This window comes from Neorhizobium galegae, assembly GCF_021391675.1.
GTDB classification, from domain to species: Bacteria; Pseudomonadota; Alphaproteobacteria; order Rhizobiales; family Rhizobiaceae; genus Neorhizobium; species Neorhizobium galegae_B.
Map to the genome: position 1 here is coordinate 287,091 of NZ_CP090095.1, position 22,259 is coordinate 309,349.

Below are 22,259 nucleotides of genomic sequence, written 5' to 3' on the forward strand. Positions count from 1 at the left end.
CGTGTTGCGACGCCTCGACCACCTTGAACGCTGCGATCGGACCGATGCCGGCGCGTCTTGCCGATCTCCCCACCTGTGGGGGAGATGCCCGGCAGGCCAGAGGGGGGCGAGCTTGCTCATCGTGATCCTCTTAAACGCTAAATCACCGTCCGCGCCCGAAGCGCCGCCGTCAGTGTGCCCTCGTCCAGATAATCGAGCTCCCCGCCGACCGGCACGCCATGCGCCAGCCTGGTGATCTTCACGTCGATGCCCGAAAGCTGGTCGGTAATATAGTGGGCCGTGGTCTGCCCCTCGACGGTCGCGTTGACCGCGATGATGATCTCGCGGATGACGCCCTCGTTCACCCGGTCGATCAGCCCGCGGATATTGAGGTCGTCGGGGCCGATGCCGTCGAGCGGCGAGAGCGTGCCGCCGAGCACGTGATAGGCGGTGTTCATCGCGCCCGTCCGCTCCAGCGCCCAGAGGTCGGAGACGTCTTCGACGACGATCAGCATCGTCTGGTCGCGGCGGATATCGGTACAGACTGTGCAGGGATCGACGGTATCGACATTGCCGCAGCGCGAGCAGATCTTCACCTTGTCATAGGCTTCGCCCATCGCGCCCGAAAGCGGCCCGAGCAGCTGTTCCTTCTTCTTGATCAGATGCAGCGCGGCCCGGCGCGCCGAGCGCGGCCCAAGGCCCGGGACCTTTGCCAGAAGCTGGATGAGTTTTTCGATTTCGGGGCCGGTGACTCGCTTTGCCATGTTCTCCCTTTAGCCCATATGCTTGAAAAACGGAATCGCGGAAGGACCGCTCATGAAACTTCTCGCCATCTGCCTCGGTCGCCCGGAAAGGCTCCCGGGCAAGAGCTTCAAGACCGGCATCTACAAGTCGGCCGTCAATGCCGCCGTCATGATCGACGGCCTCGGTCTCGTCGGCGATGCGGTCCGCAACACGAAACACCACGGCGGCGAGGATCAGGCGATCCTGCTTGAGGGCTCGCTGACGCTGGACTGGTGGGCGGACGCGCTCGGCCGCGATTTCCCGCCGGGCACATTCGGCGAGAACCTGATCGTCGAGGGTCTCGACAACCGCGATGTCGCCGTCGGCGACCGTTTTCATATAGGCGAAGTCGTGCTTGAGGCGACTTGCGCCCGCTCTCCCTGCAACACGCTTGCAGTGAAGATGGGCGATCCGAAATTCCTGAAGACCTATGTGAGGGCCGCCCGCCCGGGCATCTATTGCCGCGTCGTCAAGTCTGGGATGGTCTCGCCTGGCGATCCCGCCCGCCACCAACTTTATGCCGGCGAGCGCGTCATGATCGCGGAAATGCTGGCGGCCGTCGGCAGGAACCTGTCGGAAACCCAGCGAGCCCGCTTCCTGGCCGCCCCAATAGGCCACCGCTGGAGGCCTACTTTCGAGACCTAGCGGGTCGCGATCGCCGCTGCCGCACTCGCCATGGCGCCGGCCGAAATCCGGTTGGCGATCCTCACGGCCCGGGGGCTCTTCAGGAACTGGCGGGCCTTGGCGGCAAGCAGCACCCAGGCAAGATCGACGACCACGAGCACCACGAACATCGCGGCGACCAGTTCCAGCCAGCCGGTCAGCGTCACGCCGCCGAGATCGATGATCGAAGGCAGCAGCGCCACATAGAACATCATGATCTTCGGGTTGCCGAGCGTCACGGTGAGGCCGGCGAAAAACATCTTCAACACCGAGCGATTTTCCGGAAGGTCTTCGCCGGAGCTGGCAGGTTCGGTGAACCACATCTTCCAAGCGAGATAGAGGAGGTAGGCGACGCCGATCCACTTGATGGCCACGAAGACGGCATGGAAGCTTTCGGCGATGGCGGCAAGGCCTGCGACCGCAAACGAAAGCCATATGGCCTCGCCGACCCACATCGCCGCGAGAAACGGCAATACGTCGCGATAACCCTTGGACAGAACGCGCGCCACGAGCGCGGCTATGCTGGGACCAGGCGAACCTGCGGCGACGAAAAGTGCCGCTGCGAAAACCAGAAGTGACGTCAACGTCATCGGAGCTCCCCTATTCCCTCGGACCAGGATCAGAACGGCATCTTGAAGCCGGGCGGGATCGGCAGGCCGGCGGTCAGTTCCTTGGTCTTTTCGGCGGCGATCACCTCGGCGCGCTCCTTGGCGGCCTTGTGGGCGGCGACGATCAGGTCTTCGAGGATCTCGACATCGTCTTCCTTGAACAGGGACGGATCGATCTTGAGGCCGAGCATGTCGCCCTTGCCGTTGAGCCGCACGGTCACCAGCCCGCCGCCGGATGTGCCTTCGACGTCGAGAGCGGCGATTTCCGCCTGCATCTGCTCCATCTTGGCCTGCATTTCCTTGACCTTGCCCATCATGCCCATGATGTCGCGCATCTGTCTGTCCTCTTCTCTTATAGTTCGATGTCGTCGCCGGGCAGGATGTCGCCCTCTTCGGATTCCGCGGTCGCCGGTGCCGGCAGGTCCTCGGTCTCGCTTTCATCCTCTTCGCTGGCGCGAATGCGCACGTCGGTGATCCTGGCGCCGGGGAACTGGGCAAGGATCGCCGCCACGTCCGGATCGGCGCGGGCGTCGGTGAACTGCGCTTCCCGCACGCTCTTTTCGGATTCGACCAGCGTCGGCTCGCCGGCCTCGTTGCTGAGCGTCACCCACCACGTGATCCCGGTCCATTCCTCCAGCCGCGCCTTGAGGTCGCCGGCAATGGTCTTCGGCGCTTCGCCGGAAAGATTGATCTCCAGCCGGCCCGGCTCGATCTTCACCAGCCGCACGAAATTGCGCAGCAGCGCCTTCAGCCGCGGATCGCGGTTCTTGGAGCAGAGATCGGCGATATCCTGGATCGAATTGACGGGTACCTTGGGAACTGGTTTTTCGGCTGGCTGTTCTTCCGCGCGGCCGACGGGCATTTCGCGCGGCGTCGTATTCGGCACGGCCTGCAGCATCGCGGTCGGACCGCCGGAAGGAACGCGCGGGCTCGCCATTTCCGTGCCGCGCGCATTCACTGGCGATTGCGGCGGAGAAACCGGCCGCCCACCGCCACTGCCATTCGGAACCGGTGCCCGCTGGCCGTCGCCGTTGCTGAAATCGGCAAGCCTTCGGGCAGCATCTTCCGGCGAGGGAAGATGGGCCGCGTGCGTCAGCCGGATCAGCACCATTTCGGCCGCACCCGCCGGGCGCGAGGAATTTTCGACTTCCGGAATGCCCTTCAGGAGCATCTGCCAGATGCGCGACAGCGTACTCACCGCGACGCCTTCGGCAAATTCGCGGCCGCGCACGCGCTCCACTTCGCTGATCGAAGGATCGCTGGCGGCGTCAGGGATATATTTGAAACGGGTGGTCAGATGGGTGAAATCGGCAAGGTCGGTCAAAACCACGACCGGATTGGCGCCGGCCTCGTATTGCGCCGTGAATTCCGAAAGGGCAGCCGTCACGTCGCCGCGCACGATATGCTCGAAAAGGTCGACGATGCGGGCGCGGTCGGCAAGCCCCAGCATGCCGCGCACGGTCTCCGCGATCACTTGGCCGCCGCCATGCGCAATTGCCTGGTCGAGCAGCGACAGCCCATCGCGCGCCGAGCCTTCCGCCGCACGTGCGACCATGGCGAGCGCTTCCGGTTCGGCCGGAATGCCTTCCTTTTCCAGGATGGTCGTGAACAGGCCGACCAGATCGGCGGCGCTGATTCGGCGCAGGTCGAACCGCTGGCAGCGCGACAGCACGGTGATCGGAACCTTGCGGATTTCGGTCGTCGCGAAGATGAACTTCACATGTTCCGGCGGCTCTTCGAGCGTCTTCAACAGGCCGTTGAAGGCCTGAGTCGAGAGCATGTGCACTTCGTCGATGATGTAGACTTTGTAGCGCGCCGAGACCGGGCGGTAGCGCACCTGCTCGATGATCTCGCGGATATCGTCGATACCGGTATGCGAGGCGGCGTCCATCTCGATCACGTCGACATGCCGGCCTTCCATGATCGCCTGGCAATGTTCGCCGGGGATGCGCAGGTCGATGGTCGGCTTGTCGATGTCTGGCGTCTTGTAGTTCAGCGCGCGGGCGAGGATGCGGGCGGTCGTCGTTTTGCCGACCCCGCGAACGCCGGTCAGCATATAGGCCTGGGCGATGCGTCCGGTCTCGAACGCGTTGGTCAGCGTCCGGACCATCGGCTCCTGGCCGACCATCAGGTCCGAAAAATCCTTGGGACGGTATTTGCGGGCGAGCACCCGGTATCCGCTGCCTGCGGCGGGGTTGGCTGCGGGAGTGCTTGGAGATGTGGGCCCGGTATCGCTCATTCAGTCCTGCCAGCCTGCGCGGGCCAATCCTGAGCACGGTCTTGACCGGGCCGGAAGCTGACCAAGATGGTAGTACAAGTAAAAGGGTGGGAGGCTGGCACGGCGACCCGTGCCTGGCTCGTTAGGGCTGCTTCCTTCCGGACCTGACCCGGTTGGCGAGTGGCTCGTCCACCACCAACCTCCCAACGTCCATATCGTCAATAACGCTTCCAAATGCAAGCCAACCCTGTAAAAAACTGCTATCGAACAGAAAAACAAGGGAGGAAAGTTTGAGCGAATTCGAACTGGACGGGAGGATAACCCGCGATTCCGATCTTGTGAGCGTGCTCACCCTCTGCCAGCTCCGCATCCAGAACGACAGCCGCTGGCCCTGGCTGGTCATGGTGCCGCAACGCGCCGGCATGACCGAGATCTTCGATCTTTCGCCCGCCGAACAGGCGCTGCTCTCGGTCGAGGTCAACAGGGTGGCCGCTGCCCTGAAGACGGTGACCGGCGCCACCAAGATCAATGTCGGCGCACTCGGCAATATCGTCCGCCAGCTGCATGTCCATGTCATCGCCCGGTTCGAGGGCGACCCGAACTGGCCCGGCCCGATATGGGGTTTTGGCCAGCCGGTGACATATGAAGAGCAACAAAAGCAAGATTTTCTCAACAAACTGGTTGAAGCCCTTTCATGACCGCGACCCTTTTCGACACCGACTCACCCCATCCCGAACCGAGCACGCTGACGGCTTTTTCCGGCAACAAGCTGGATCGCCGGGCCGAGTACCGTGAGGACGATTGCGTCGAGAAGGCGCTCGCCGTGGAAGGCGCCCATATCCTCGCCTTCACCGGCAGCCGGCTGATCCTGAAGCACGACAGCCAGATCCTCGACCCGCTGTTCTCGCCTTACGAGCTTGCCGAACTGAAGCCGGATTTCGACAACGCCGTGCTGCTCGGTTACCACGAGACCGGCGAGCCGCGCATCGCCGTGCCGATGCTGATCCCGGCGGAAGAACTGGCAAGCCACTACAAGCCGACCGAGGCCCGCGCCCTCTTCCGCGATCAGCTGATCGAAGGCGAGTTGCAAGGCGAGGTCGCCCAGGCGGTGGCACTTCTCAACTGGAATGCCTCCAACAAATTCTGCGGCAAATGCGGCTCGCCAACCGAAACCAGGATCGGCGGCTACAAGCGTGTCTGCACCCAGTGCCAGCACATGACCTTTCCGCGCACCGACCCGGTGGTGATCATGCTCACCATCGACGTGGAGCGCGATCGCTGCCTGCTCGGCCGCAGCCACCATTTCCAGGAGGGCATGTATTCCTGCCTCGCCGGTTTCGTCGAGCCGGGCGAAACGATCGAGGATGCGGTGCGCCGCGAGACCTTCGAGGAATCCGGCATCGAGACCGGCCGGGTGCGCTACCATGCCTCGCAGCCCTGGCCGATGCCGCATTCGCTGATGATCGGCTGTTACGCGGAGGCGAAGTCCACCGAGATCAGGATCGACCCGCAGGAAATGGCCGATGTCCGCTGGTTCGAACGCGCCGAGGCCGCCGCCATGCTCGATGCCGGCCCGGACGCCCCGCTTTTCGCGCCGGTCAGGGGTGCAATCGCCCACCGCCTGCTCCGCGACTGGATCGAGTGGGGTGAGGAGCGGTCAGGCGAAGCCTGAGCAATCGGTCCAGTGGATCGGTTGCAGCGACGAACGCCCGGAGCCCAGGCGAAGGGCTGGGCGGTCCGGCCGAATCGAGCTCGACTTTATCATGGGGCCGGAGGGTTTCAGCAAAATGACCGTCGCCCGCTCCGAGCGCCTGCTGGCTCTTCTCCAGACGCTCCGGCGCTACCGCCAGCCCGTCAGCGGCGCGAAACTCGCCGCCGAGACCGGCGTCAGCCTGCGCACGCTCTATCGCGATATTGCCAGCCTCCAGGCGCAGGGCGCCTTCATCGAAGGCGAGGCGGGCCTCGGCTACGTGCTCAGGCCCGGCTTCATGCTGCCGCCGATGATGTTTTCGCAAGAAGAGATCGAGGCGCTGGTGCTCGGTTCCCGCTGGGTGGCGAAAACCGCCGACCCGCGGCTGGCCGCCGGCGCCGTCGATGCGCTCGCCAAGATCGCCGCCGTCCTGCCGCCGGACCTCAAAGAGGATCTCGACAATTCGACGCTGCTTGTCGGCACGCCGCGGCGAAGCGAGAGCGGAGCCGATCTCGCCCTGATCCGAAGGGCGATCCGCGCCGAACATATCCTCGAACTCGCCTATGAAGACGAAAAAGGAGTGCTGACCCATCGAAAAGTCTGGCCATTCGCCCTCGGCTTCTTCGACAGCGTCCGGGTCATGATCGCCTGGTGCGAGCTTAGGCAGGACTTCCGGCATTTCCGCACCGACCGTATTTCCTCCGCGGTTTCGACCGAAACGCGTTATCCGCGCCGCCGGCCGGTCCTGCTCAAGGAGTGGCGAGAGGCCGAGGGAATTCCGCCCCAGCCATGAACGCTGCTGCCATTATCTGACAGTAGGCTGCGATAATCTCCGGTCAGTCCCAACCAAAAGGAGTACTGACATGGTCCATCCCGATTTCGCCATCCTCTTCGTCGACAATCCGCTCGCCAGCACCGATTTCTACCAATCCCTCTTTGGCGCCGAGCCCGTGGAAAGAACCCCGACCTTTGCACTCTTCGTGCTGAACACCGGCATGAAGCTCGGCCTCTGGTCGCGCCACACGGCTGAACCGTCGGTGAGGGGTGAGTGCGGCGGCACGGAAATCTGCTTCAGGCATGACGCTGCCGCCGACGTGGACAGGATCTATGCCGACTGGTCCGCCCGCGGCCTGCGCGTACTGCAGACGCCGGTCGAGATGGATTTCGGCTACACGTTCGTCGTGACCGATCCCGATGGGCATAGGCTCCGCGTCTATTCCATGAGCGCTGACTGATGGAGGCCGTCATGGGCGACGAGCAGAAGTGCTGGATCGCCGTCGCCTGCGCCGCCCATGTGCGGGGCGGGTTGGCCGGCGGTTTCATGCAGGTGTGCCACGGCAAGGGCGGGCCTTTGCGGCGTGTCCGGCCGGGTGACCGAATAGCCTACTATTCACCGACCGAAACGCTGGATGGAGGCGCGCCGTTGAAGGCTTTCACCGCCATCGGAACTGTCGAGGAAGGGAGCGCCTACCAGGCGGATACGGGAAACGGCTTTCTCCCGTTCCGCCGCGATGTCAGGTGGTCGGTAGCGCATCCCGCGCCGATCCAGCCATTGCTGAATGAACTCGCATTCACGGCCGGCAAGCGCAACTGGGGTTACCAGCTGCGCTTCGGGCTGATCGAGGTCGATGCCGAGGATCTGGAGATCATCGCAGGGGCGATGGATGCAAGCGACGCCTAAAGCGTCCCCCGCATCGGGTGGCCCTTATACGTGCCGAGAACCCGCACCTTCTCGGAGAAGAACCGCAGTTCTTCCAGAGCCCGGCGCACGGGGGCATCGTCCGGATGGCCCTCGATATCCGCATAAAACTGGGTCGCCACGAACTTGCCGCCGAGCTGGTAGCTCTCGAGCTTCGTCATGTTGATGCCGTTGGTCGCAAAGCCGCCCATCGCCTTGTAGAGCGCGGCAGGAATGTTGCGGACGTTGAACACGAAGGTGGTCACCAGCACCTCGTCGGGATTGTTCCGCTGCACCCATTTTTCGTCGCGGGAGAGCACGACGAAGCGGGTGACGTTGTCGTCCCGGTCCTCGACATTCTCCGCCAGGATCTCGAGACCATAGAGATCGGCCGCAAGCCGCGGCGCGAGTGCCGCCATGGTCCGGTCGCCCTTTTCGGCCACCATCTTGGCGGAACCCGCCGTGTCGCCGGCGACGACGGCCTTCCAGCCGTTCGAGCGGATGATCTTGCGGCACTGGCCGAGCGCATGGATATGGCTGTGGATGGTGCGGATTTCCTCGCGTGTCACGCCGGGCAGCACCATCAGCTGGAAGCGGATCGGCATGAAATATTCGCCGATGATATGCAGCCGCGATTCCGGCAGCAGGTGATGGATATCGGCGACGCGTCCGGCGATGGTGTTCTCGATCGGGATCATCGCCAGGTCCGCATCGCCGTTTTCGAGCGCCTGGAAGGCGTCCTCGAAAGTCGGGCATGGAAGCGGTTCCATGGTCGGGAACATGTCGCGGCAGGCCATGTCGGAATTGGCGCCGAAATCGCCCTGGAAGGCGATGCGATTTGTGAGTGCGTTCATGGGGTTATCCGTTACGAGGAGGCACGGGCAAACAGGACCGCACGGGCCTTTTCAAGGTCGGCGGGAGTATCGACGCCTAATGGAACCGAGTCAACGATCTCGGCATCGATGCGCATGCCGGCTTCGAGCGCCCTCAGCTGTTCGAGCGATTCGCGCTTTTCGAGCACGGACGGCCCGAGCGACACGAACTTTTCCAGCGCAGCGCGGCGATAGGCGTAGAGCCCGATATGGTGGTAGAGCGGCCCGTTGCCGTAGGGCGCGGTGGCGCGGGTAAAATAGAGCGCCTTCAGCCGGGTGGCGGAAATCGGCGAGCCGACGATTTTCACCACGTTCGGATTGGTCTTTTCGTGTTCGTCGGTGATCTCGACCGTGAGGGTGGCGATGTCGGTCGAGGGATTGTCGAGCGGGCGAAGCGAGGCGCGCACCGCTTCCGGCTCGATCGTCGGCAGGTCGCCCTGAACGTTGATCACGAAGTCCATTCTCGCTTCCGGATCGGCCTTCTGTACGGCCTCGAAAATCCGGTCCGAACCGCTTTGATGGTCCTGCCGGGTCATCACCACGTCGAAGCCCGCGGCGGCCACGGCGTCGTAGACGTCCTGGTGGTCGACGGCGACGATGATTCGCCCGACCTGCGCTTCCTCAGCCCGTTTTGCTACCTGCACGATCATCGGCAGGCCGGCAATATCAGCCAGAGGTTTCCCCGGCAGGCGGGTCGATGCCATTCGCGCCGGGATCAACACCAGCGTCCGGTCAAAAGCCGAATTCTTCATGAGAGACCCTTCTATTCCCGCGTAAACAGTGTCAAAAAGTCTCACGCGCGGGACGATAATCGTGTTGCAACAACCATGCAAAAGACATAGGTTCCGCGCGATTTCAAGATGGTCCGCTTTCTCATGAGGCGGTTGCTAAGGAGCTTTTGCGGATGAACCCCAATGTCAACATGGCGGCAGGCGCCCTGCTTGCTACTGTTTTCGTCTTGATGTCGGTGTCCATTGCCTCGGAAGGCATTTTCCACTCGGAGGTACCCGAGAAGGCAGGTTTTGCCATCGTCGCCGCCGAAGAGCCCGCAGCCGGTGAAGCCGCGGCACCCGCTGCCGCCGCCGTTCCGATCGCGCAGCTGCTGACGAAGGCCGACGCCAAGGCCGGGGAAGCCGCATTCAAGAAGTGTCAGAGCTGTCATTCCGGGGAGAAGGGCGGACCGAACAAGGTCGGCCCCGATCTCTGGAGCATTGTCGACCGTCCGGTCGCCGGGCATGAAGGCTTTTCCTATTCGGCCGGCATGAAGGAGTTTTCCAAGGGCGGTGCCGAGCACTGGACCTTCGACAACCTCAACCATTTCCTCACCGCTCCGAAGGCTTTCGTGAAGGGCACGGCGATGGGTTTCGCCGGTCTGAAGAACGATGCCGAGCGCGCCAACCTGATTGCCTACCTGCGCACGCTGGCTGATTCGCCGGTTCCGCTTCCGGACCCGAATGCAGCCGCTCCGGCGCCCGCCACCAACTGATCGGCAATTCCAGGAATTCCAATTGAAATGCCCGGCGTCAGTCGGGCATTTTTGTTTTGGGCTTTCGTGATCGAGATGCGGCCGGCTCAGCCGAGCAGCCATGCCCAGAAGCCGACGGTGAAGACGCCGAATGCGGTGGTCATGCTGATCACCGAGGCCGCAAGGCTATGGCCGGAGCGGAAGCGCTGGGCGATCAGCCAGGCATTGATGCCGGTCGGCACCGAGGCGGTCAGCACCAGCGCCGCGGTCCAGTCCTTCGGCAGGGCAAACAGAGTGCTCATCAGGAAGACGAGCGCCGGCAGCACCAGCAGCTTCAGCACAGCAGCAGCCCCCGAAAGACCGATATCGCCCCGGATCGGATATCTGGTCAGCGCCATGCCGATCGATATCAGCGCGACCGGGCTTGCCGCGGCGGAAATCTGATCGACGACGATGGCGATCGCCGACGGGAGATGCAGGCCGAGGAAATTGAAGGCGACGCCGACGATTAGCGCGATCACCAGGGGGTTGCGGGCAAGGTTGGAGCCCACCTGCCCGAGGACCGCTGCGATGCCGCGCTTTTCGCCGCCGTCGACCTTGGCGGCCGCGCCCTCCATCAGGATCGTGCCGGCTACCATCATCAGCGGCAGGTGGATCGCGAGCAGGATGGAGATCGCCACCAGCCCATCCTTGCCGACGACATGGGCGACCAGCGGCAGTCCGATGAAGACGTTGTTGGCGAAGGAGCCGGACATGCCGGCGATCACGCCGATCTTCGCATCCCGGCCAAAAACGCGGGTGGTGAGGATGTGACCGATCCCCCAGGTCATGGCGACCCCGAGGAAATAGACGGTCCACAGCCGGAACGGCGAGGCTCCTTCGAAATGCGCATCCGCCAGCGTCCGGAAGATCAGCATAGGCACCGCGATCTTGAACACGAATTCGCCGAGCGCGTCGCCGGTCTCCTCCTTCAATATCCCGGTTTTCGCCGTCATCCAGCCGATCAGGATCAGGATGAAGAGGGGCACGACATTCAGGAAGACGGAGGACAAGGCGCAGGCTTTCTGTGGAGACGTTTTTATGCGTCTAACGCATGTCGCGGCTCGCGACAAATGCGTTTGGTGCAGAGAAGCTGTTTGGCGGGGAGGCGCGGCGACGGGCGCCCAACAAAAAAGCGGGGCAATCCCCGCTTTCCCTCCTGGTCTCGTCCAGGACATCCGGTGGTCGGCCGCCAGTTCATCCGTGGTCGGCAACACAACCGGATCGCCGAATGTCTAACCTGTGATCGTGACAGCAGAGTGACGACCCAGTGTCGGCCTAGTCAGAGTTGGGGCAAAACGCCCCGGATTGCGGGCGTCGCGGTTATTTTCCCTTCCAATCGGTCCAAAACCCGAATACCGGTTTTCGCGACAAACTGCTTCCCAAGAGGATCAAGACCGGATGCCCAAGTTCGACGTGCTCACCATCGGCAATGCCATCGTGGATATTCTCGCCCGCTGCGACGACGATTTCCTGAGCGACAATGCGATCACCAAGGGTGCGATGAACCTGATCGATGCCGAGCGCGCCGAACTCCTCTATTCGAAGATGGGCCCGGCGGTGGAAGCGTCCGGCGGTTCGGCCGGAAACACGGCAGCCGGCATTGCCGGTTTCGGCGGCAAGGCCGCCTATTTCGGCAAGGTTGCGGAAGACCAGCTCGGCAACATCTTCCAGCACGACATCCGCGCCCAGGGCGTGCACTATCAGACCAAGCCGGAAGGCACCCACCCGCCGACCGCCCGTTCGATGATCTTCGTGACGCCGGATGGCGAGCGTTCGATGAACACCTATCTCGGCGCCTGCGTCGATCTCGGCCCGGAACATGTTGAAGAGGATGTCGTCGCCGAGGCCAAGGTCACCTATTTCGAAGGTTACCTCTGGGATCCGCCGCGCGCCAAGGAAGCGATCCGCGAATCGGCCCGCATCGCCCATGAGCATGGCCGCGAAGTGTCGATGACGCTGTCCGACCCCTTCTGCGTCGGACGCTACCGTGCCGAATTCCTCGACCTGATGCGTTCCGGCACGGTCGACATCGTGTTCGCCAACAAACAGGAAGCGTTGTCGCTCTACGAGACAGAGGATTTCGAACTGGCGCTGAAGAAGATTTCTGAAGACTGCAAGCTGGCGGCCGTGACGCTCAGCGAGGAAGGCGCGATCATTGTTCGCGGCGCCGAACGCGTGAAGATCGACGCCTATCCGATCAGGGAACTGGTCGATACGACCGGCGCAGGCGACCTCTTCGCGGCCGGTTTCCTGTTCGGTTATACCCAGGATCGCTCGCTCGAGGATTGCGGCAAGCTCGGCTGCCTCGCCGCCGCGATCTGCATCCAGCAGATCGGCCCGCGCCCGATGGCGTCGCTCACTGAAGCTGCGAAGAAGCAAGGCCTCATTTGAGGCCCTGCGGGGAAACGCTTACTTGAAGGCCTCGCCGGGATAGGCGCCCCAGATTTCGGCCTGGGCGATCCAGCCCTCGGCGCCGTTGGTTTCGGCGCGGCACCAATCGCCGTTGCATTCCTTGATCTGCAGCACGACGCCCGGCTCCAGCTTGGCGAGGATGGCGGCCGTCGCCTGCGGGTCGCGGCGCATGTTGACGTAGATATCCTTGCCCTTGCCGCGCATCCACGGGGCGGCCACCGCAGTCCGGTCGCCCGAGAGCAGGGCCTGGTTCACCCAGCCCTCGGTGCCCTCGGCGTCGCGAACCCGCCGCCAGTTTTCGTATTCCTGGATGATTTCCATCGGCGTGCCGGACTTCATATACATCCAGGAAACCGCATAGTCCGTGCTCGGGCCGATGCGGATATTGACCTTCCTCGACTTGAGGCTGACGAAACGCGGCAGCGGCAGGCCGCTCGGACCCTTGGCGGCGCCCTGAGCATAGCTCGGGGCGGGTGCGGACAGGGAGGCGACAAGCCCGAAGGAAAGAGCGATGAAGGAGGAAAGAATGGCGCGACGCATGTGTTTGGTTCCGGCTGAGCGATCTCGGGCTTTCGGGAACCTCGCGAGGTTTTGTTTGTCTTCGCTGACGGGTCTGGTAGAAAACGCCCTGGATGAACTGAATATCGCGCGACTTGGTTAAGGACCTCCTAAAGCAGGTCGCCCGAAAGCGGGTACCGGTTTCGGGATAACGACATATGTCGAACAAAGCTTGAAGCATGGCCCCCGAATACGTTCAGGCTTCGTGCTTCAAGGCGTCAGGCAGAGAGTTTCATGACGGCGAAGAAGAAACCCAAGGTCTATATCACCCGTAAGCTGCCGGATGCGGTGGAAACCCGCATGCGCGAGCTGTTCGAGGCCGAACTCAATATCGACGACACGCCACGTTCGCGCGAAGAGCTGGCGGCCGCAATGAAGTCGGCCGACGTGCTGGTGCCGACGGTGACCGACCGTATCGACGAGGCGCTGATCGAGCAGGCGGGCCCGCAGCTGAAGCTGATCGCCAGCTTCTCCAACGGCTTCGACCATATCGACGTCGATGCCGCCGCGAAAAAAGGCATCACCGTCACCAACACGCCGAACGTGCTGACCGAAGACACCGCCGACATGACCGTGGCGCTGATCCTGGCCATCAACCGGCGGCTTGTGGAGGGAGCGCGCATCCTCACCGACAAGCCGGGCGAGTGGAGTGGCTGGAGCCCCACCTGGATGCTCGGCCGGCGGATCTGGGGCAAACGTATCGGCATCGTTGGCATGGGCCGCATCGGCACAGCCGTCGCGCGCCGCGCCAAGGCTTTCGGTCTGTCGATCCACTACCACAACCGCAAGCGCGTCAGCCCGGCGACGGAAGAGGAGCTCGAGGCGACCTATTGGGACAGCCTCGACCAGATGCTCGCCCGCGTCGATATCGTTTCGGTCAATTGTCCCTCGACGCCGGCGACGTTCCATCTCCTGTCGGCGCGGCGCCTGGCGCTGATGCAGCCGGGCTCGATCATCGTCAACACCGCCCGCGGCGACATCATCGACGAGGCGGCGATGATCCAGCTTTTGCGCGACAACAAGATCGCCGGCGCCGGCCTCGACGTCTACCAGAACGAGCCGGCGGTAAACCCGAAACTCGTCAAGCTCGCCCATCAGGGCCGGGTCGTGCTGCTGCCGCATATGGGCTCAGCGACGATCGAGGGTCGGATCGACATGGGCGACAAGGTGATCATCAACATCCGCGCCTTCTTCGACGGCCACCGCCCGCCGAACCGGGTTCTGCCCGGCCGCAACTGATCTCAGATCAGCCGCTTCTGCATTTCGATCGAGGTGATGCGGGTAAAGCCCGGATGGGAATTTTCCGCCGTCCTGGCGAAACCCCATCTGGCGAAGGTCGCATGATTGGTGGTCAGTTCGATGCGGGTTTCGAGCCGCAGCGCAGGCAGCCCTTTTTCCCGGGCGATGCCTTCCGCGACCGACAGCAGCCTGCGGCCTATGCCCTTGCCCTGGCTGGCCGGGGCGATCGCGAGCTTGCCGATATAAAGGAAGCCCGGCTCCGGCCTGCAGAAGATGCAGCCGGCAATCCTGCCGTTTTCGATCGCCGCAAACGCGATCTCGTCGCGGGCTTTCTGAGCGAGCGAGGCGAGCGTCAGCCGATGCGCCGAGGAGGGCGGGTCGATGATGCCGTCCATATAGGCGAACGAGGAGAGGATGAGCGCCAGAAGTTCGTCCCACCGGCGAAAGTCCTCGCGGATCCGGACAATCTCAATCGGCTCGCTCACTCGGCGGCAGCCTTGGCCGTGCGGCGCTTGTATTTGATCGCGTCGAAACGGGCCGACAGCGAATCGTAGAGCATCAGCCGTCCGACCAGCGGTTCGCCGATGCCGGTGACGAGCTTGATCGCCTCCATCGCCATGAGGGTGCCGATGACGCCGGTCAGAGCACCGACGACGCCGGTCTCGGCGCAGGACGGGATCAATCCCGCTGGCGGCTTTTCCGGAAAGAGATCGCGATAGCCGGGATTGAGAACGCCGTCCGGTCCCGTCTCGTAGGGCTTCATCACTGTCACCGAACCGTCGAACCGGCCGACTGCGCCGGTAACCAGCGGGATCCGGGTGGCTTCCGCGGCATCGGCCGCCGCATAACGGGTGTCGAAATTGTCGGAACCGTCGATCAGCAGGTCGAACAGGGCGAGCTTGCGGGCCGCCCATTCGGCCGAAAAACGCTCCTCGAAATCGACCACCCGGACATGCGGATTGAGCCGGGCGATCGCCTCGCGGGCGCTCCGGGTCTTCATCTCGCCGATCGTGCCGGTATCGTGGATGACCTGCCGTTGCAGGTTGGAAAGGGAAACCAGGTCGTCGTCGATGATCCCGAGCGTGCCGATGCCGGCGGCCGCCAGATATTCGAGGATCGGCGCGCCGAGCCCGCCGGCGCCGATCACCAGGACGCGGGCGTTCTTCATCTTCTGCTGCCCCGTGCCGCCGATTTCCGGCAGCAGGATATGGCGGCGGTAGCGCTCGATCTCGTCTTGGCTCAGTTTTTCCGGTGTCAGGCTTTCCATGGCGCAACCATATCACCGGCCGTCGGGCCGTGTAAGATGGATTTCAATCGCCGATGCCGCCATGCGCGACGGTAAAGAACTGCGCCCGGTCGGCCAGCGCGGAAAACATGCTCCGGTCGGTACCGGTCATGAAGGACTGGCCGCCGAGACCGTGAACGAGATCGAAGAGAGCGGCCCGCCGGCCTTGATCGAGATGGGCAGCGATCTCGTCGAGCAGCAGGATCGGCGCGTAACCGGTCATGTCTGCCGTGAGGCGTGCATGGGCGAGCACCAGCCCGATCAGCAGCGCCTTCTGCTCGCCGGTCGAGCAGCGCGCGGCCTCCATGTCCTTTTCGCGGTGGCGCACCAAAAGGTCGGAGCGGTGCGGCCCGTCGAGCGTCCGGCCGGCGGCGGCATCGCGGCCGCGGCCGTTGCGCAGCATGCCGAGATAGTCGTCCTCGAGATCGGCTGCCGGGCGGTCCATCGCGCCATCCATGAACCCTTCGAGCGTCAGCACCGGCGATGGGAATGGGGTTTCGCCCGAATTGGCCGACAGAGTCCGCAGCAGCCCGAGCATTTCCTGACGCGCGGCGGCCATGGCGATGCCGAGGCCTGCCATCTGCGCCTCGATGGCGGAAAGCCAGGACGGATCGAAGCGGCCCTCCGACAATAGCCGGTTGCGGCTTCTCATGGCGCGCTCGAAATCGCTCGCCCGCCGGCCATGGGCGGGATCGAGCGACAGGACGAGGCGATCGAGGAAACGGCGCCGGTCGGACGAGGCACCGGTGAACAACCCGTCCATCGCCGGCGTCAGCCAGAGAACGCTTAAGTGATCGGAAAGCTCCTCGGTCGATTTGGCCGGTGTGCCGTTGATCCTGAGCTTGCGGGTAACGCTTTCGCCTTCGCCAGGCTCGATGCCGGTGCCGATCGAAACCTCGCCGTCCATGCCGTCGATATCCGCGAAGATGGTGAACCCGCCGGCGGCACCGACGCGCGTCACGTCGGACAGCACGGCCCGGCGCAGCCCGCGACCCGGCGACAGGAAGGAGACGGCTTCGAGCAGATTGGTCTTGCCCGCGCCGTTCTCGCCCGTCAGCACCACATGCCGCCCGTCGAGCGGCAGGGCTGCTTCCGCGTAATTGCGGAAATCGGTGAGCTTCAGCCGGGAAAGGGAGGTCTTCTGAGCCATCGGGAATCTTGGGGTTCGTCGTCGAACAGGAGCTAAGGGCTCCAGGCCCGGATGGCAAGCCTTTGCTTGGGGCCGCCGATTCCTCAGCCCAGGCCGACCCGGCGCGCTTCGACGACTATGGTTTTCAATGGAGCTCTAATTTATAATTACTCAAAACTTAGTGGCCATGGCTAACAGGACGTTAAAGCTTTAATCCTAAAAGTTACCATGCACGCATACGCATCTCATATCCGGATGGCCGTGTTGACCCCTTCAATCTCCGGAGCCCCCATGAAAGAGCCAAACCACAAAGCCGATCTCGCCGAGCGCCTTGAATTCATCGGCCTGGGCCAAGAGCAGCGCCGGTCTCTTGCCGAGGTCCGGCCAGTCATCAAGGACACGGTCGGCGGCGCGCTCGATGCTTTTTACCGCAAGGTGAAGAGCAACCCGCACACGGCCAAGTTTTTCTCCAACGATGCTCATATCGCCCATGCCAAGAGCCGACAGGCTGCCCATTGGGAAGGCATCGCATCCGGCAAATATGATGACAATTATGTCGAGGCGGTTTCCACGATCGGCCGCACCCATGCCCGGCTTGGTCTCGAGCCGCGCTGGTATATCGGCGGTTACGCGCTGGTCCTCGATGGCATCATCCGCGCCGTAGTCAGCCGGGAGATGACCGGTTTTTTCCAGGAGAAGAAGGCGAAGGTGCTTTCTGAACATCTCTCCTCGGTCGTCAAGGCGGCCCTGCTGGACATGGATTACGCCATCTCGGTCTATCTTGAGGTGCTGGGCGACGAGCGCAGAGAGGTCGAAGCCAAACAGGAAAAGGCCAAGTCCGAGCAGGATGCAGCGCTTGGCGCGCTCGATGGCGCCCTGAAGAGCCTTTCCGATGGCGATCTGACATCCGAACTCTGGCAGGAACTGGCGCCGAGCTTCGCCAAGCTGCAGCAGAACTACAATTCGTCGATCTCCGAGCTTGACGTGGCGATGCGCGAGATCAGCACCTCGGTTGAGCAGGTGCGCGCCGAAGCCGGCGGCATTTCGTCGGCTTCCGAAAACATGGCCAGGCGCGCTGAACAGCAGGCTTCGGCGATCGAGCAGACGGCGGCAGCACTCGAAGAGATCACCACGATATCCGGCCAGGCCGCACAGCGGACCCGCGAAGTGCAGGAGATCGTGCGCGAATCGGCTTCCGAGACGGTTCGCTCCGGCAAGGTGGTCGAGGAGGCCATTGCCGCGATGGGCGACATCGAGCAGTCCTCGCAGAAGATGACCCAGATCATCGGCGCGATCGACGAGATCGCCTTCCAGACCAACCTCCTGGCGCTGAACGCCGGTGTCGAAGCGGCCCGCGCCGGCGAACAGGGCAAGGGCTTTGCCGTCGTCGCGCAGGAAGTCCGCGAACTGGCTCAGCGATCCGCCGCAGCGGCCAAGGAAATCAAGGAACTGATCGACCAGTCGTCGACCGACGTCCATCGCGGTGTCGAACTCGTCAACAAGACGGGACAGGCGCTGGTCGGTATCGGCGGGCGGGTGAAGTCGATCGACGAACATATCTCGTCGATCGCCCGTTCGGCTCAGGAACAGGCTTCCGGCATCGAGGAGATCAATTCCGCGATCCGCAGCATGGACCAGATCACCCAGCAGAACGCGGCGCTGATGGAAGAGACCAATGCCTCGACCCAGAGCCTGGTCGGCATCAGCAGCCGGCTGGCGTCGCTGCTCGGCCGCTTCAAGACAAGGGCCGTGCGCGAGACCCGCACCGAACGCCCGCGCCTGCGCGCCTGATCTTCGACCTGAAACATGGACCGGGCGGTTCCGGTCGGCTAGTGTTGCTCCGCTTTCAGAGGAGCAGCACATGACCGATCCGACCCGTGACGGGGACCGCCCTTCCTATATCCGCCACTGGACCGAGGTGGAAAAGCCCCAGGAGAAACACTATCGCGGTGATGACGAGCTGATGGGCTTCGGCGCCGCGCTTGCCCGGCAGTTCGGCCTCACGCGGCTCGGCATTCACCATCATCGCCTGCCACCCGGCCGCCGCACCTCCTTTCCGCACGCGGAGGAACTCGAGGAAGAATTCATCTACGTGATCGAAGGCAATCCAGAGGTCTGGCTGGATGGCGGGGTCTATCCGCTGAAACCGGGCGACTCGGTCGGTTTCCCGGCCGGCACGGGAATTGCTCATACCTTCATCAACAACACGGATGCGGAAGTGCGCCTTTTGGTGATCGGGGAGGCCAACAAGGACGAAAACCGGCTGTTCTATCCGAAGAATCTCGACCTGAAAGCGATCCGCCGCGACTGGTGGGACGACGCACCGGAGCGCCCGCTCGGGGACCATGACGGTATGCCGGACAAGGTACGGGTCTGGAAAGCCGGTCAGAAAGCAGCGAAGGAAACGACAGGTGAGTGACGAGGAAAGACTGATCAGGCTCGAGGAACTTGCCGCCTACCAAACCAAGATGATCGAGGAATTGTCCGATCAGCTCGCCGAGCAATGGAAGGTGATGGAACAGACGCGCGCCAAGCTCGACCGGCTGACAGAGCGGTTCCTGTCGCTGGAGGAGTCCTCACTGGAAGCGCCGGCCGTCACCAGACCGCCGCATTATTGACCGTGCGGTTGCCGCTCAGGCGGCGCGGGGCATGCGCCGTTTGAGCGCGACATATTCCCAGGTGGCGACGAAAAGCAGGACCGCGGTGGCGAGGACCTCCATCGCGAAATTGGCGATGAAGGGCACCAGCAGGAAGCAGGCGGCGAGGAGGATGACGCCGGCGGCATGCGAATAGGGGATGAAGCGCGACGAGACCGTCTTCATCCAGGCAGTGCCGGCGAGGAACAGGATCGGCCCGCCGAGCAACGCCAAGGCGTGGGCGTAGGAGCCTCTTTCATCGGGATGCGAAAGGCTGAAATCCTCGCCCACGGCGGTGAGGATGATGCCGGCGACGATCGGCAGGTGGCCGTAGGTGAAGAGATGCTGGGCGGTCGCCTGCGGCTCCGCGGTTTCTTCCGCCTTGTCGGCGGCCTTTTCCTGCCCGTCGTGAAAGTAGATCCACCACATGGCGACGGTCGAGAGAAACGCGCAGCAGAGCACCAGTGGCGTGCCGGCATTGTCCATGTGGCTGGAGGCGTTCTTGCCGGTGGTAATAATGGTCTCGCCGAGCGCGATGATGACGAAGAGAGCGCAGCGTTCGGCCAGATGTTCGCCGTTGATGTCGAGCGTTTCGGGCGGTGAGGCGCCGATCGACGGCACCCAGTAGCGCATCGCCGGCCCGGCATATTCGATGGCAAGGGCCGCGATCCAAAGGGTTGCCCGCATCTGCGGCTCGGCAAGCCCCCCGGCGATCCACAGAGCGCTCGATACGGCCAGCCAGGCGGTGATCCGGAAGAAGGTCATGAAGGAGGCGGCATCGGTTCCCCAGAACGCATAAAGCGCAAACAGTGAGCGGATGAGCTGCATCGCCGAATAGGCGAGCGCGAAGACGAGGCCCATGTCCGTGAAGGCCTTGGGCAGCGCGATGGCCAGCACGATGCCGCAGAACATCAGCGCGAAGAGCAGCAGCCTGACCGGTTCGATTTCGGTATCGAGGAGATTGGTGACCCAGGTCGTGTGGATCCACACCCACCAGAGTGCGAAGATGAACAGGATGGCCTCGGCGGCGATGCCGAAGCTGAAATCCGAGGCAAGCGTCTCGGAAAGCTGGATCAGCGCGAAGACGAAGACGAGATCGAAGAACAGTTCCGGAAAGCTCGCCTTGGTCGATCGGGCGTCGTCCTTTCGAAGCCAGTGGTGCTCGGTCTCGCTCATCCGGTTCCTCAGGTCGCTGCGGGACGTGATTGCGGCCCGCGCTGCTATTTAGGGCGCTGCCCGCCAAAGCCGAGGTGTGGTCGCACGATGTGCCGGAGACTTATGTGACCTTGAGGCCGTGCACCAGGTGCCGAACCACGAGGCGCAGCTGTTCCGGCGCAATCTCCAACCGGTCGGTCAGCAGCCGTTTCCACACGAAGCTCGTTATGATCTCCATAGCAAGCTCGGGTACGACCCAATCGGCCACTTCGTCTCGGGCCTTTGCCCGGCGGAATATCTCGCCGCCCTGCTGGTATCGCTCGGCCATATAGGCTGCGAGCGCCTTGCTGGCCGCCGGGTCGGTCTGGGCCTCGGCGATGACGGAGCGGAAAACCGCGCCTCCATGGCCGGTGTTCCAAAACTCGAGCAAGTCGCTCAGGAGCTGGAAGATATCGGTCTCGATCGCGCCGGTATCGGGTGCGATATCGACGAATTTCTGGCGATGGTAGACATCCAGAAGCAGGATCGTACGCGTGGGCCACCACCGATAAATCGTCGGCTTGCCCGCATGGGCTCGCCGGGCGACGGCCTCAATCGAAAACGATCCTAGCCCGCCCTCGACAAGAATTTCCTCCGCAGCCTGGAGAATGGCGTCCTGGCTGGCGGGATTGCGCTGGGCGCCGATCGACGTGCGACGCGCCTCCGCAGCCTTTTTCGCCGTCATGCGGATCCCCCAGGCAAAATTTTATTCGACATCACAAGAGTCCTACTTGAACGAAACGGCCCGTTTCGTTATATGGGCTCCATGGAAACGGTTCGTTTCTATGGAGCCCATGATGACCACAGCCGCTTTAACCCTCAGTTCCGATAGCAGAAATCAAGCCACGGAGGCGCAATTGCAGACCGCACCCGCTCGCGTCAACCCTTCGAAGGCGCGTCTCGCGCTCGTAATGATCCTCGCCGTATATCCGTTGATCACGGTACTTCTCTATATCCTCGCGCCACTCACCGAAGGTTGGGCCGTGTGGCATCGAACGATCCTGATCGCGCCGATCATGGTGCTGTCGATCGTATTTGTCGTCTCGCCAGCAATCCAGAGATATTTCGGCTGGTTCGTGGCCCGGATGCCTTCGCCGACGAAATAAGGTGGTTTGACGGGCGTCAAACCGCATGCTGAAAATGCTGATAGAGAGGAAGGGGCCGGACCATGCCGGCCACTTCGACAGGCAGTTGCATGACCCTTCCGGAATTCACCCTCGCCATCCTTCTGCTTCTCTGCACGCCGGGGCCGACCAATACGCTGATGGCGCTTGGCGGATACTCGCGCGGCTGGCTGAAGGGCCTGCCGCTGATCGCCGGTGAACTCGGCGGCTATCTGCTGGTGATCGTGCCGGTGGCGACGCTTGCCGCGCCTTTCTTCGACGCCTATCCGCAGGCTTCGGTCTGGGCGAAGCTCGCGGCGGGCGTCTGGGTTCTTTATCTCGGCTATAGCCTGTGGATGTCCGAAAAGCAGGCGAAGGACGCGGTGGAAATTTCCATCCGCCAGGTCTTCGTCACCACGGTGCTGAACCCCAAGGCACTGATCATCGCGCTCGTCATCATGCCGCATGGCGGCCTGCCGACACTCGCCCCCCGGCTCGCGCTGTTTGCCGGGCTCGTGCTCCTGGCCGCCAATGGCTGGATCGCCTTCGGCAGCCTGATGCGGCGGACCGAGCGTTTCGAGGTGAAACCGATCGTCGTGCGCCGCGTCGCTGCCGCCTGCCTCGTGCTCTTCGCCATGATCCTCGCCAGCGCGTCGATCCAGTCGCTGGCCTGACATAGACGACCTCGACCCGAGTTGACGAATC

Annotated in this window: 27 protein-coding genes and 1 other RNA gene; 14 read left to right on the forward strand and 14 right to left on the reverse strand. The window is 63.1% G+C overall.

The genetic code is table 11. The features are described 5' to 3' along the window. Positions 1-137: 137 nt before the first annotated feature. Positions 138-743, reverse strand: coding sequence for a recombination mediator RecR (gene recR, locus LZK81_RS01320; protein WP_046602888.1), 606 nt, complete (start codon positions 741-743; stop codon positions 138-140). Between the two features lie 52 nt (positions 744-795). On the opposite strand from recR, the gene LZK81_RS01325 reads away from it, so the two are divergent. Further along, the gene (locus tag LZK81_RS01325) at positions 796-1,407 is read left to right on the forward strand and encodes an MOSC domain-containing protein (protein ID WP_233954955.1); all 612 of its coding nucleotides are present in this window, start codon (positions 796-798) and stop codon (positions 1,405-1,407) included. Here LZK81_RS01325 and LZK81_RS01330 read toward each other — a convergent pair. From LZK81_RS01330 to ffs, 4 genes are all read right to left on the reverse strand, one after another. Beyond that, on the reverse strand, positions 1,404-2,015 hold the full coding sequence (locus LZK81_RS01330) for a LysE family translocator (protein WP_046602890.1): 612 nt from the start codon (positions 2,013-2,015) through the stop codon (positions 1,404-1,406). The two genes, LZK81_RS01325 and LZK81_RS01330, sit on opposite strands and share 4 nt — an antisense overlap. A gap of 29 nt (positions 2,016-2,044) precedes the next feature. Beyond that, a complete protein-coding gene (locus tag LZK81_RS01335) occupies positions 2,045-2,368 on the reverse strand; it encodes a YbaB/EbfC family nucleoid-associated protein (RefSeq protein WP_046602891.1) in 324 nt (107 codons plus the stop codon). Between the two features lie 17 nt (positions 2,369-2,385). After that, positions 2,386-4,272 (reverse strand): DNA polymerase III subunit gamma/tau, encoded by a 1,887-nt coding sequence (locus LZK81_RS01340; RefSeq protein WP_233954956.1) that lies wholly within the window; start codon positions 4,270-4,272, stop codon positions 2,386-2,388. A gap of 86 nt (positions 4,273-4,358) precedes the next feature. Continuing rightward, positions 4,359-4,455, reverse strand: an RNA gene (gene ffs / locus LZK81_RS01345) — signal recognition particle sRNA small type. A gap of 86 nt (positions 4,456-4,541) precedes the next feature. Here ffs and LZK81_RS01350 point away from each other — a divergent pair. The 5 genes from LZK81_RS01350 to LZK81_RS01370 all read left to right on the forward strand — a co-directional run bounded on the left by LZK81_RS01350 (position 4,542) and on the right by LZK81_RS01370 (position 7,622). After that, positions 4,542-4,949, forward strand: coding sequence for an HIT family protein (locus LZK81_RS01350; protein WP_046609409.1), 408 nt, complete (start codon positions 4,542-4,544; stop codon positions 4,947-4,949). Next, positions 4,946-5,923, forward strand: a complete 978-nt coding sequence (gene nudC / locus LZK81_RS01355) for an NAD(+) diphosphatase (RefSeq protein WP_233954957.1) — start codon at positions 4,946-4,948, stop codon at positions 5,921-5,923. Before LZK81_RS01350 ends, nudC begins: the two co-directional genes overlap by 4 nt. 115 nt (positions 5,924-6,038) lie before the next feature. Next, a complete protein-coding gene (locus LZK81_RS01360; RefSeq protein ID WP_233954958.1) occupies positions 6,039-6,734 on the forward strand; it encodes a helix-turn-helix transcriptional regulator in 696 nt (231 codons plus the stop codon). A 70-nt stretch (positions 6,735-6,804) separates the two neighbouring features. Continuing rightward, positions 6,805-7,176 carry a VOC family protein gene (locus LZK81_RS01365; protein ID WP_233954959.1) on the forward strand — a complete coding sequence of 124 codons (372 nt, stop codon included), beginning with the start codon at positions 6,805-6,807 and terminating at the stop codon, positions 7,174-7,176. Between the two features lie 11 nt (positions 7,177-7,187). Continuing rightward, positions 7,188-7,622 (forward strand): EVE domain-containing protein, encoded by a 435-nt coding sequence (locus LZK81_RS01370; RefSeq protein WP_233954960.1) that lies wholly within the window; start codon positions 7,188-7,190, stop codon positions 7,620-7,622. On the opposite strand, the gene LZK81_RS01375 is transcribed toward LZK81_RS01370, so the two are convergent. Together LZK81_RS01375 and LZK81_RS01380 are read right to left on the reverse strand one after the other, a co-directional pair. Further along, positions 7,619-8,473, reverse strand: coding sequence for a prephenate dehydratase (locus LZK81_RS01375; protein WP_233954961.1), 855 nt, complete (start codon positions 8,471-8,473; stop codon positions 7,619-7,621). The two genes, LZK81_RS01370 and LZK81_RS01375, sit on opposite strands and share 4 nt — an antisense overlap. An 11-nt stretch (positions 8,474-8,484) precedes the next feature. Then, positions 8,485-9,243: a 3-deoxy-manno-octulosonate cytidylyltransferase gene (locus LZK81_RS01380; RefSeq protein WP_233954962.1), complete on the reverse strand. Its 759-nt coding sequence runs from the start codon at positions 9,241-9,243 to the stop codon at positions 8,485-8,487. Between the two features lie 152 nt (positions 9,244-9,395). On the opposite strand from LZK81_RS01380, the gene LZK81_RS01385 reads away from it, so the two are divergent. Further along, on the forward strand, positions 9,396-9,977 hold the full coding sequence (locus LZK81_RS01385) for a c-type cytochrome (protein ID WP_233954963.1): 582 nt from the start codon (positions 9,396-9,398) through the stop codon (positions 9,975-9,977). A gap of 86 nt (positions 9,978-10,063) precedes the next feature. On the opposite strand, the gene LZK81_RS01390 is transcribed toward LZK81_RS01385, so the two are convergent. Beyond that, the gene (locus LZK81_RS01390; RefSeq protein WP_046625434.1) at positions 10,064-11,008 is read right to left on the reverse strand and encodes an AEC family transporter; all 945 of its coding nucleotides are present in this window, start codon (positions 11,006-11,008) and stop codon (positions 10,064-10,066) included. A gap of 388 nt (positions 11,009-11,396) precedes the next feature. Between LZK81_RS01390 and LZK81_RS01395 the strand changes: the two genes are divergently transcribed. Further along, positions 11,397-12,389, forward strand: a complete 993-nt coding sequence (locus tag LZK81_RS01395; RefSeq protein ID WP_046609418.1) for an adenosine kinase — start codon at positions 11,397-11,399, stop codon at positions 12,387-12,389. Between the two features lie 18 nt (positions 12,390-12,407). On the opposite strand, the gene LZK81_RS01400 is transcribed toward LZK81_RS01395, so the two are convergent. Beyond that, on the reverse strand, positions 12,408-12,950 hold the full coding sequence (locus LZK81_RS01400) for an SH3 domain-containing protein (protein WP_037079998.1): 543 nt from the start codon (positions 12,948-12,950) through the stop codon (positions 12,408-12,410). 252 nt (positions 12,951-13,202) lie between these two features. Between LZK81_RS01400 and LZK81_RS01405 the strand changes: the two genes are divergently transcribed. Then, a complete protein-coding gene (locus LZK81_RS01405) occupies positions 13,203-14,207 on the forward strand; it encodes a 2-hydroxyacid dehydrogenase (RefSeq protein WP_046602903.1) in 1,005 nt (334 codons plus the stop codon). Positions 14,208-14,209: 2 nt separating this feature from the next. On the opposite strand, the gene LZK81_RS01410 is transcribed toward LZK81_RS01405, so the two are convergent. Genes LZK81_RS01410 through recF form a run of 3 tightly spaced genes read right to left on the reverse strand, consistent with a single transcriptional unit; the run spans position 14,210 to position 16,642 of the window. Continuing rightward, positions 14,210-14,680, reverse strand: a complete 471-nt coding sequence (locus LZK81_RS01410; protein ID WP_046603483.1) for a GNAT family N-acetyltransferase — start codon at positions 14,678-14,680, stop codon at positions 14,210-14,212. An 8-nt stretch (positions 14,681-14,688) separates the two neighbouring features. Continuing rightward, complete coding sequence (locus LZK81_RS01415; RefSeq protein ID WP_233954964.1) at positions 14,689-15,474, reverse strand: molybdopterin-synthase adenylyltransferase MoeB; 786 nt, start codon at positions 15,472-15,474, stop codon at positions 14,689-14,691. Positions 15,475-15,517: 43 nt separating this feature from the next. Beyond that, complete coding sequence (recF, locus tag LZK81_RS01420) at positions 15,518-16,642, reverse strand: DNA replication/repair protein RecF (RefSeq protein ID WP_233954965.1); 1,125 nt, start codon at positions 16,640-16,642, stop codon at positions 15,518-15,520. A gap of 270 nt (positions 16,643-16,912) precedes the next feature. Here recF and LZK81_RS01425 point away from each other — a divergent pair, with 270 nt between their 5' ends. From LZK81_RS01425 to LZK81_RS01435, 3 genes are all read left to right on the forward strand, one after another. Then, positions 16,913-18,412, forward strand: a complete 1,500-nt coding sequence (locus LZK81_RS01425; RefSeq protein ID WP_046625437.1) for a globin-coupled sensor protein — start codon at positions 16,913-16,915, stop codon at positions 18,410-18,412. Positions 18,413-18,482: 70 nt separating this feature from the next. After that, positions 18,483-19,040 carry a cupin domain-containing protein gene (locus tag LZK81_RS01430; RefSeq protein WP_233954966.1) on the forward strand — a complete coding sequence of 186 codons (558 nt, stop codon included), beginning with the start codon at positions 18,483-18,485 and terminating at the stop codon, positions 19,038-19,040. Next, entirely contained in the window at positions 19,033-19,239 is a 207-nt protein-coding gene (locus tag LZK81_RS01435) for a SlyX family protein (protein WP_046602908.1), read from the forward strand. The genes LZK81_RS01430 and LZK81_RS01435 overlap by 8 nt, the downstream gene beginning before the upstream one ends. A gap of 15 nt (positions 19,240-19,254) precedes the next feature. On the opposite strand, the gene LZK81_RS01440 is transcribed toward LZK81_RS01435, so the two are convergent. Further along, positions 19,255-20,433, reverse strand: a complete 1,179-nt coding sequence (locus LZK81_RS01440; protein ID WP_233954968.1) for a low temperature requirement protein A — start codon at positions 20,431-20,433, stop codon at positions 19,255-19,257. Between the two features lie 100 nt (positions 20,434-20,533). Continuing rightward, on the reverse strand, positions 20,534-21,136 hold the full coding sequence (locus LZK81_RS01445) for a TetR/AcrR family transcriptional regulator (RefSeq protein WP_046602910.1): 603 nt from the start codon (positions 21,134-21,136) through the stop codon (positions 20,534-20,536). A 112-nt stretch (positions 21,137-21,248) separates the two neighbouring features. Here LZK81_RS01445 and LZK81_RS01450 point away from each other — a divergent pair, with 112 nt between their 5' ends. Together LZK81_RS01450 and LZK81_RS01455 are read left to right on the forward strand one after the other, a co-directional pair. Next, entirely contained in the window at positions 21,249-21,557 is a 309-nt protein-coding gene (locus tag LZK81_RS01450; RefSeq protein WP_233954969.1) for a hypothetical protein, read from the forward strand. Positions 21,558-21,646: 89 nt separating this feature from the next. Beyond that, on the forward strand, positions 21,647-22,228 hold the full coding sequence (locus LZK81_RS01455) for a LysE family translocator (RefSeq protein WP_233954970.1): 582 nt from the start codon (positions 21,647-21,649) through the stop codon (positions 22,226-22,228). Positions 22,229-22,259 lie beyond the last annotated feature (31 nt).

Excerpts from the sequence above, each read along its gene's own strand:
- recR (WP_046602888.1), bottom strand. The coding sequence starts at position 743 with ATGGCAAAGCGAGTCACCGGCCCCGAAATCGAAAAACTCATCCAGCTT.
- LZK81_RS01325 (WP_233954955.1), top strand. The coding sequence starts at position 796 with ATGAAACTTCTCGCCATCTGCCTCGGTCGCCCGGAAAGGCTCCCGGGC.
- LZK81_RS01330 (WP_046602890.1), bottom strand. The coding sequence starts at position 2,015 with ATGACGTTGACGTCACTTCTGGTTTTCGCAGCGGCACTTTTCGTCGCC.
- LZK81_RS01335 (WP_046602891.1), bottom strand. The coding sequence starts at position 2,368 with ATGCGCGACATCATGGGCATGATGGGCAAGGTCAAGGAAATGCAGGCC.
- LZK81_RS01340 (WP_233954956.1), bottom strand. The coding sequence starts at position 4,272 with ATGAGCGATACCGGGCCCACATCTCCAAGCACTCCCGCAGCCAACCCC.
- nudC (WP_233954957.1), top strand. The coding sequence starts at position 4,946 with ATGACCGCGACCCTTTTCGACACCGACTCACCCCATCCCGAACCGAGC.
- LZK81_RS01360 (WP_233954958.1), top strand. The coding sequence starts at position 6,039 with ATGACCGTCGCCCGCTCCGAGCGCCTGCTGGCTCTTCTCCAGACGCTC.
- LZK81_RS01365 (WP_233954959.1), top strand. The coding sequence starts at position 6,805 with ATGGTCCATCCCGATTTCGCCATCCTCTTCGTCGACAATCCGCTCGCC.
- LZK81_RS01370 (WP_233954960.1), top strand. The coding sequence starts at position 7,188 with ATGGGCGACGAGCAGAAGTGCTGGATCGCCGTCGCCTGCGCCGCCCAT.
- LZK81_RS01375 (WP_233954961.1), bottom strand. The coding sequence starts at position 8,473 with ATGAACGCACTCACAAATCGCATCGCCTTCCAGGGCGATTTCGGCGCC.
- LZK81_RS01380 (WP_233954962.1), bottom strand. The coding sequence starts at position 9,243 with ATGAAGAATTCGGCTTTTGACCGGACGCTGGTGTTGATCCCGGCGCGA.
- LZK81_RS01385 (WP_233954963.1), top strand. The coding sequence starts at position 9,396 with ATGAACCCCAATGTCAACATGGCGGCAGGCGCCCTGCTTGCTACTGTT.
- LZK81_RS01395 (WP_046609418.1), top strand. The coding sequence starts at position 11,397 with ATGCCCAAGTTCGACGTGCTCACCATCGGCAATGCCATCGTGGATATT.
- LZK81_RS01400 (WP_037079998.1), bottom strand. The coding sequence starts at position 12,950 with ATGCGTCGCGCCATTCTTTCCTCCTTCATCGCTCTTTCCTTCGGGCTT.
- LZK81_RS01405 (WP_046602903.1), top strand. The coding sequence starts at position 13,203 with ATGACGGCGAAGAAGAAACCCAAGGTCTATATCACCCGTAAGCTGCCG.
- LZK81_RS01415 (WP_233954964.1), bottom strand. The coding sequence starts at position 15,474 with ATGGAAAGCCTGACACCGGAAAAACTGAGCCAAGACGAGATCGAGCGC.
- recF (WP_233954965.1), bottom strand. The coding sequence starts at position 16,642 with ATGGCTCAGAAGACCTCCCTTTCCCGGCTGAAGCTCACCGATTTCCGC.
- LZK81_RS01425 (WP_046625437.1), top strand. The coding sequence starts at position 16,913 with ATGAAAGAGCCAAACCACAAAGCCGATCTCGCCGAGCGCCTTGAATTC.
- LZK81_RS01430 (WP_233954966.1), top strand. The coding sequence starts at position 18,483 with ATGACCGATCCGACCCGTGACGGGGACCGCCCTTCCTATATCCGCCAC.
- LZK81_RS01440 (WP_233954968.1), bottom strand. The coding sequence starts at position 20,433 with ATGAGCGAGACCGAGCACCACTGGCTTCGAAAGGACGACGCCCGATCG.
- LZK81_RS01445 (WP_046602910.1), bottom strand. The coding sequence starts at position 21,136 with ATGACGGCGAAAAAGGCTGCGGAGGCGCGTCGCACGTCGATCGGCGCC.
- LZK81_RS01450 (WP_233954969.1), top strand. The coding sequence starts at position 21,249 with ATGACCACAGCCGCTTTAACCCTCAGTTCCGATAGCAGAAATCAAGCC.
- LZK81_RS01455 (WP_233954970.1), top strand. The coding sequence starts at position 21,647 with ATGACCCTTCCGGAATTCACCCTCGCCATCCTTCTGCTTCTCTGCACG.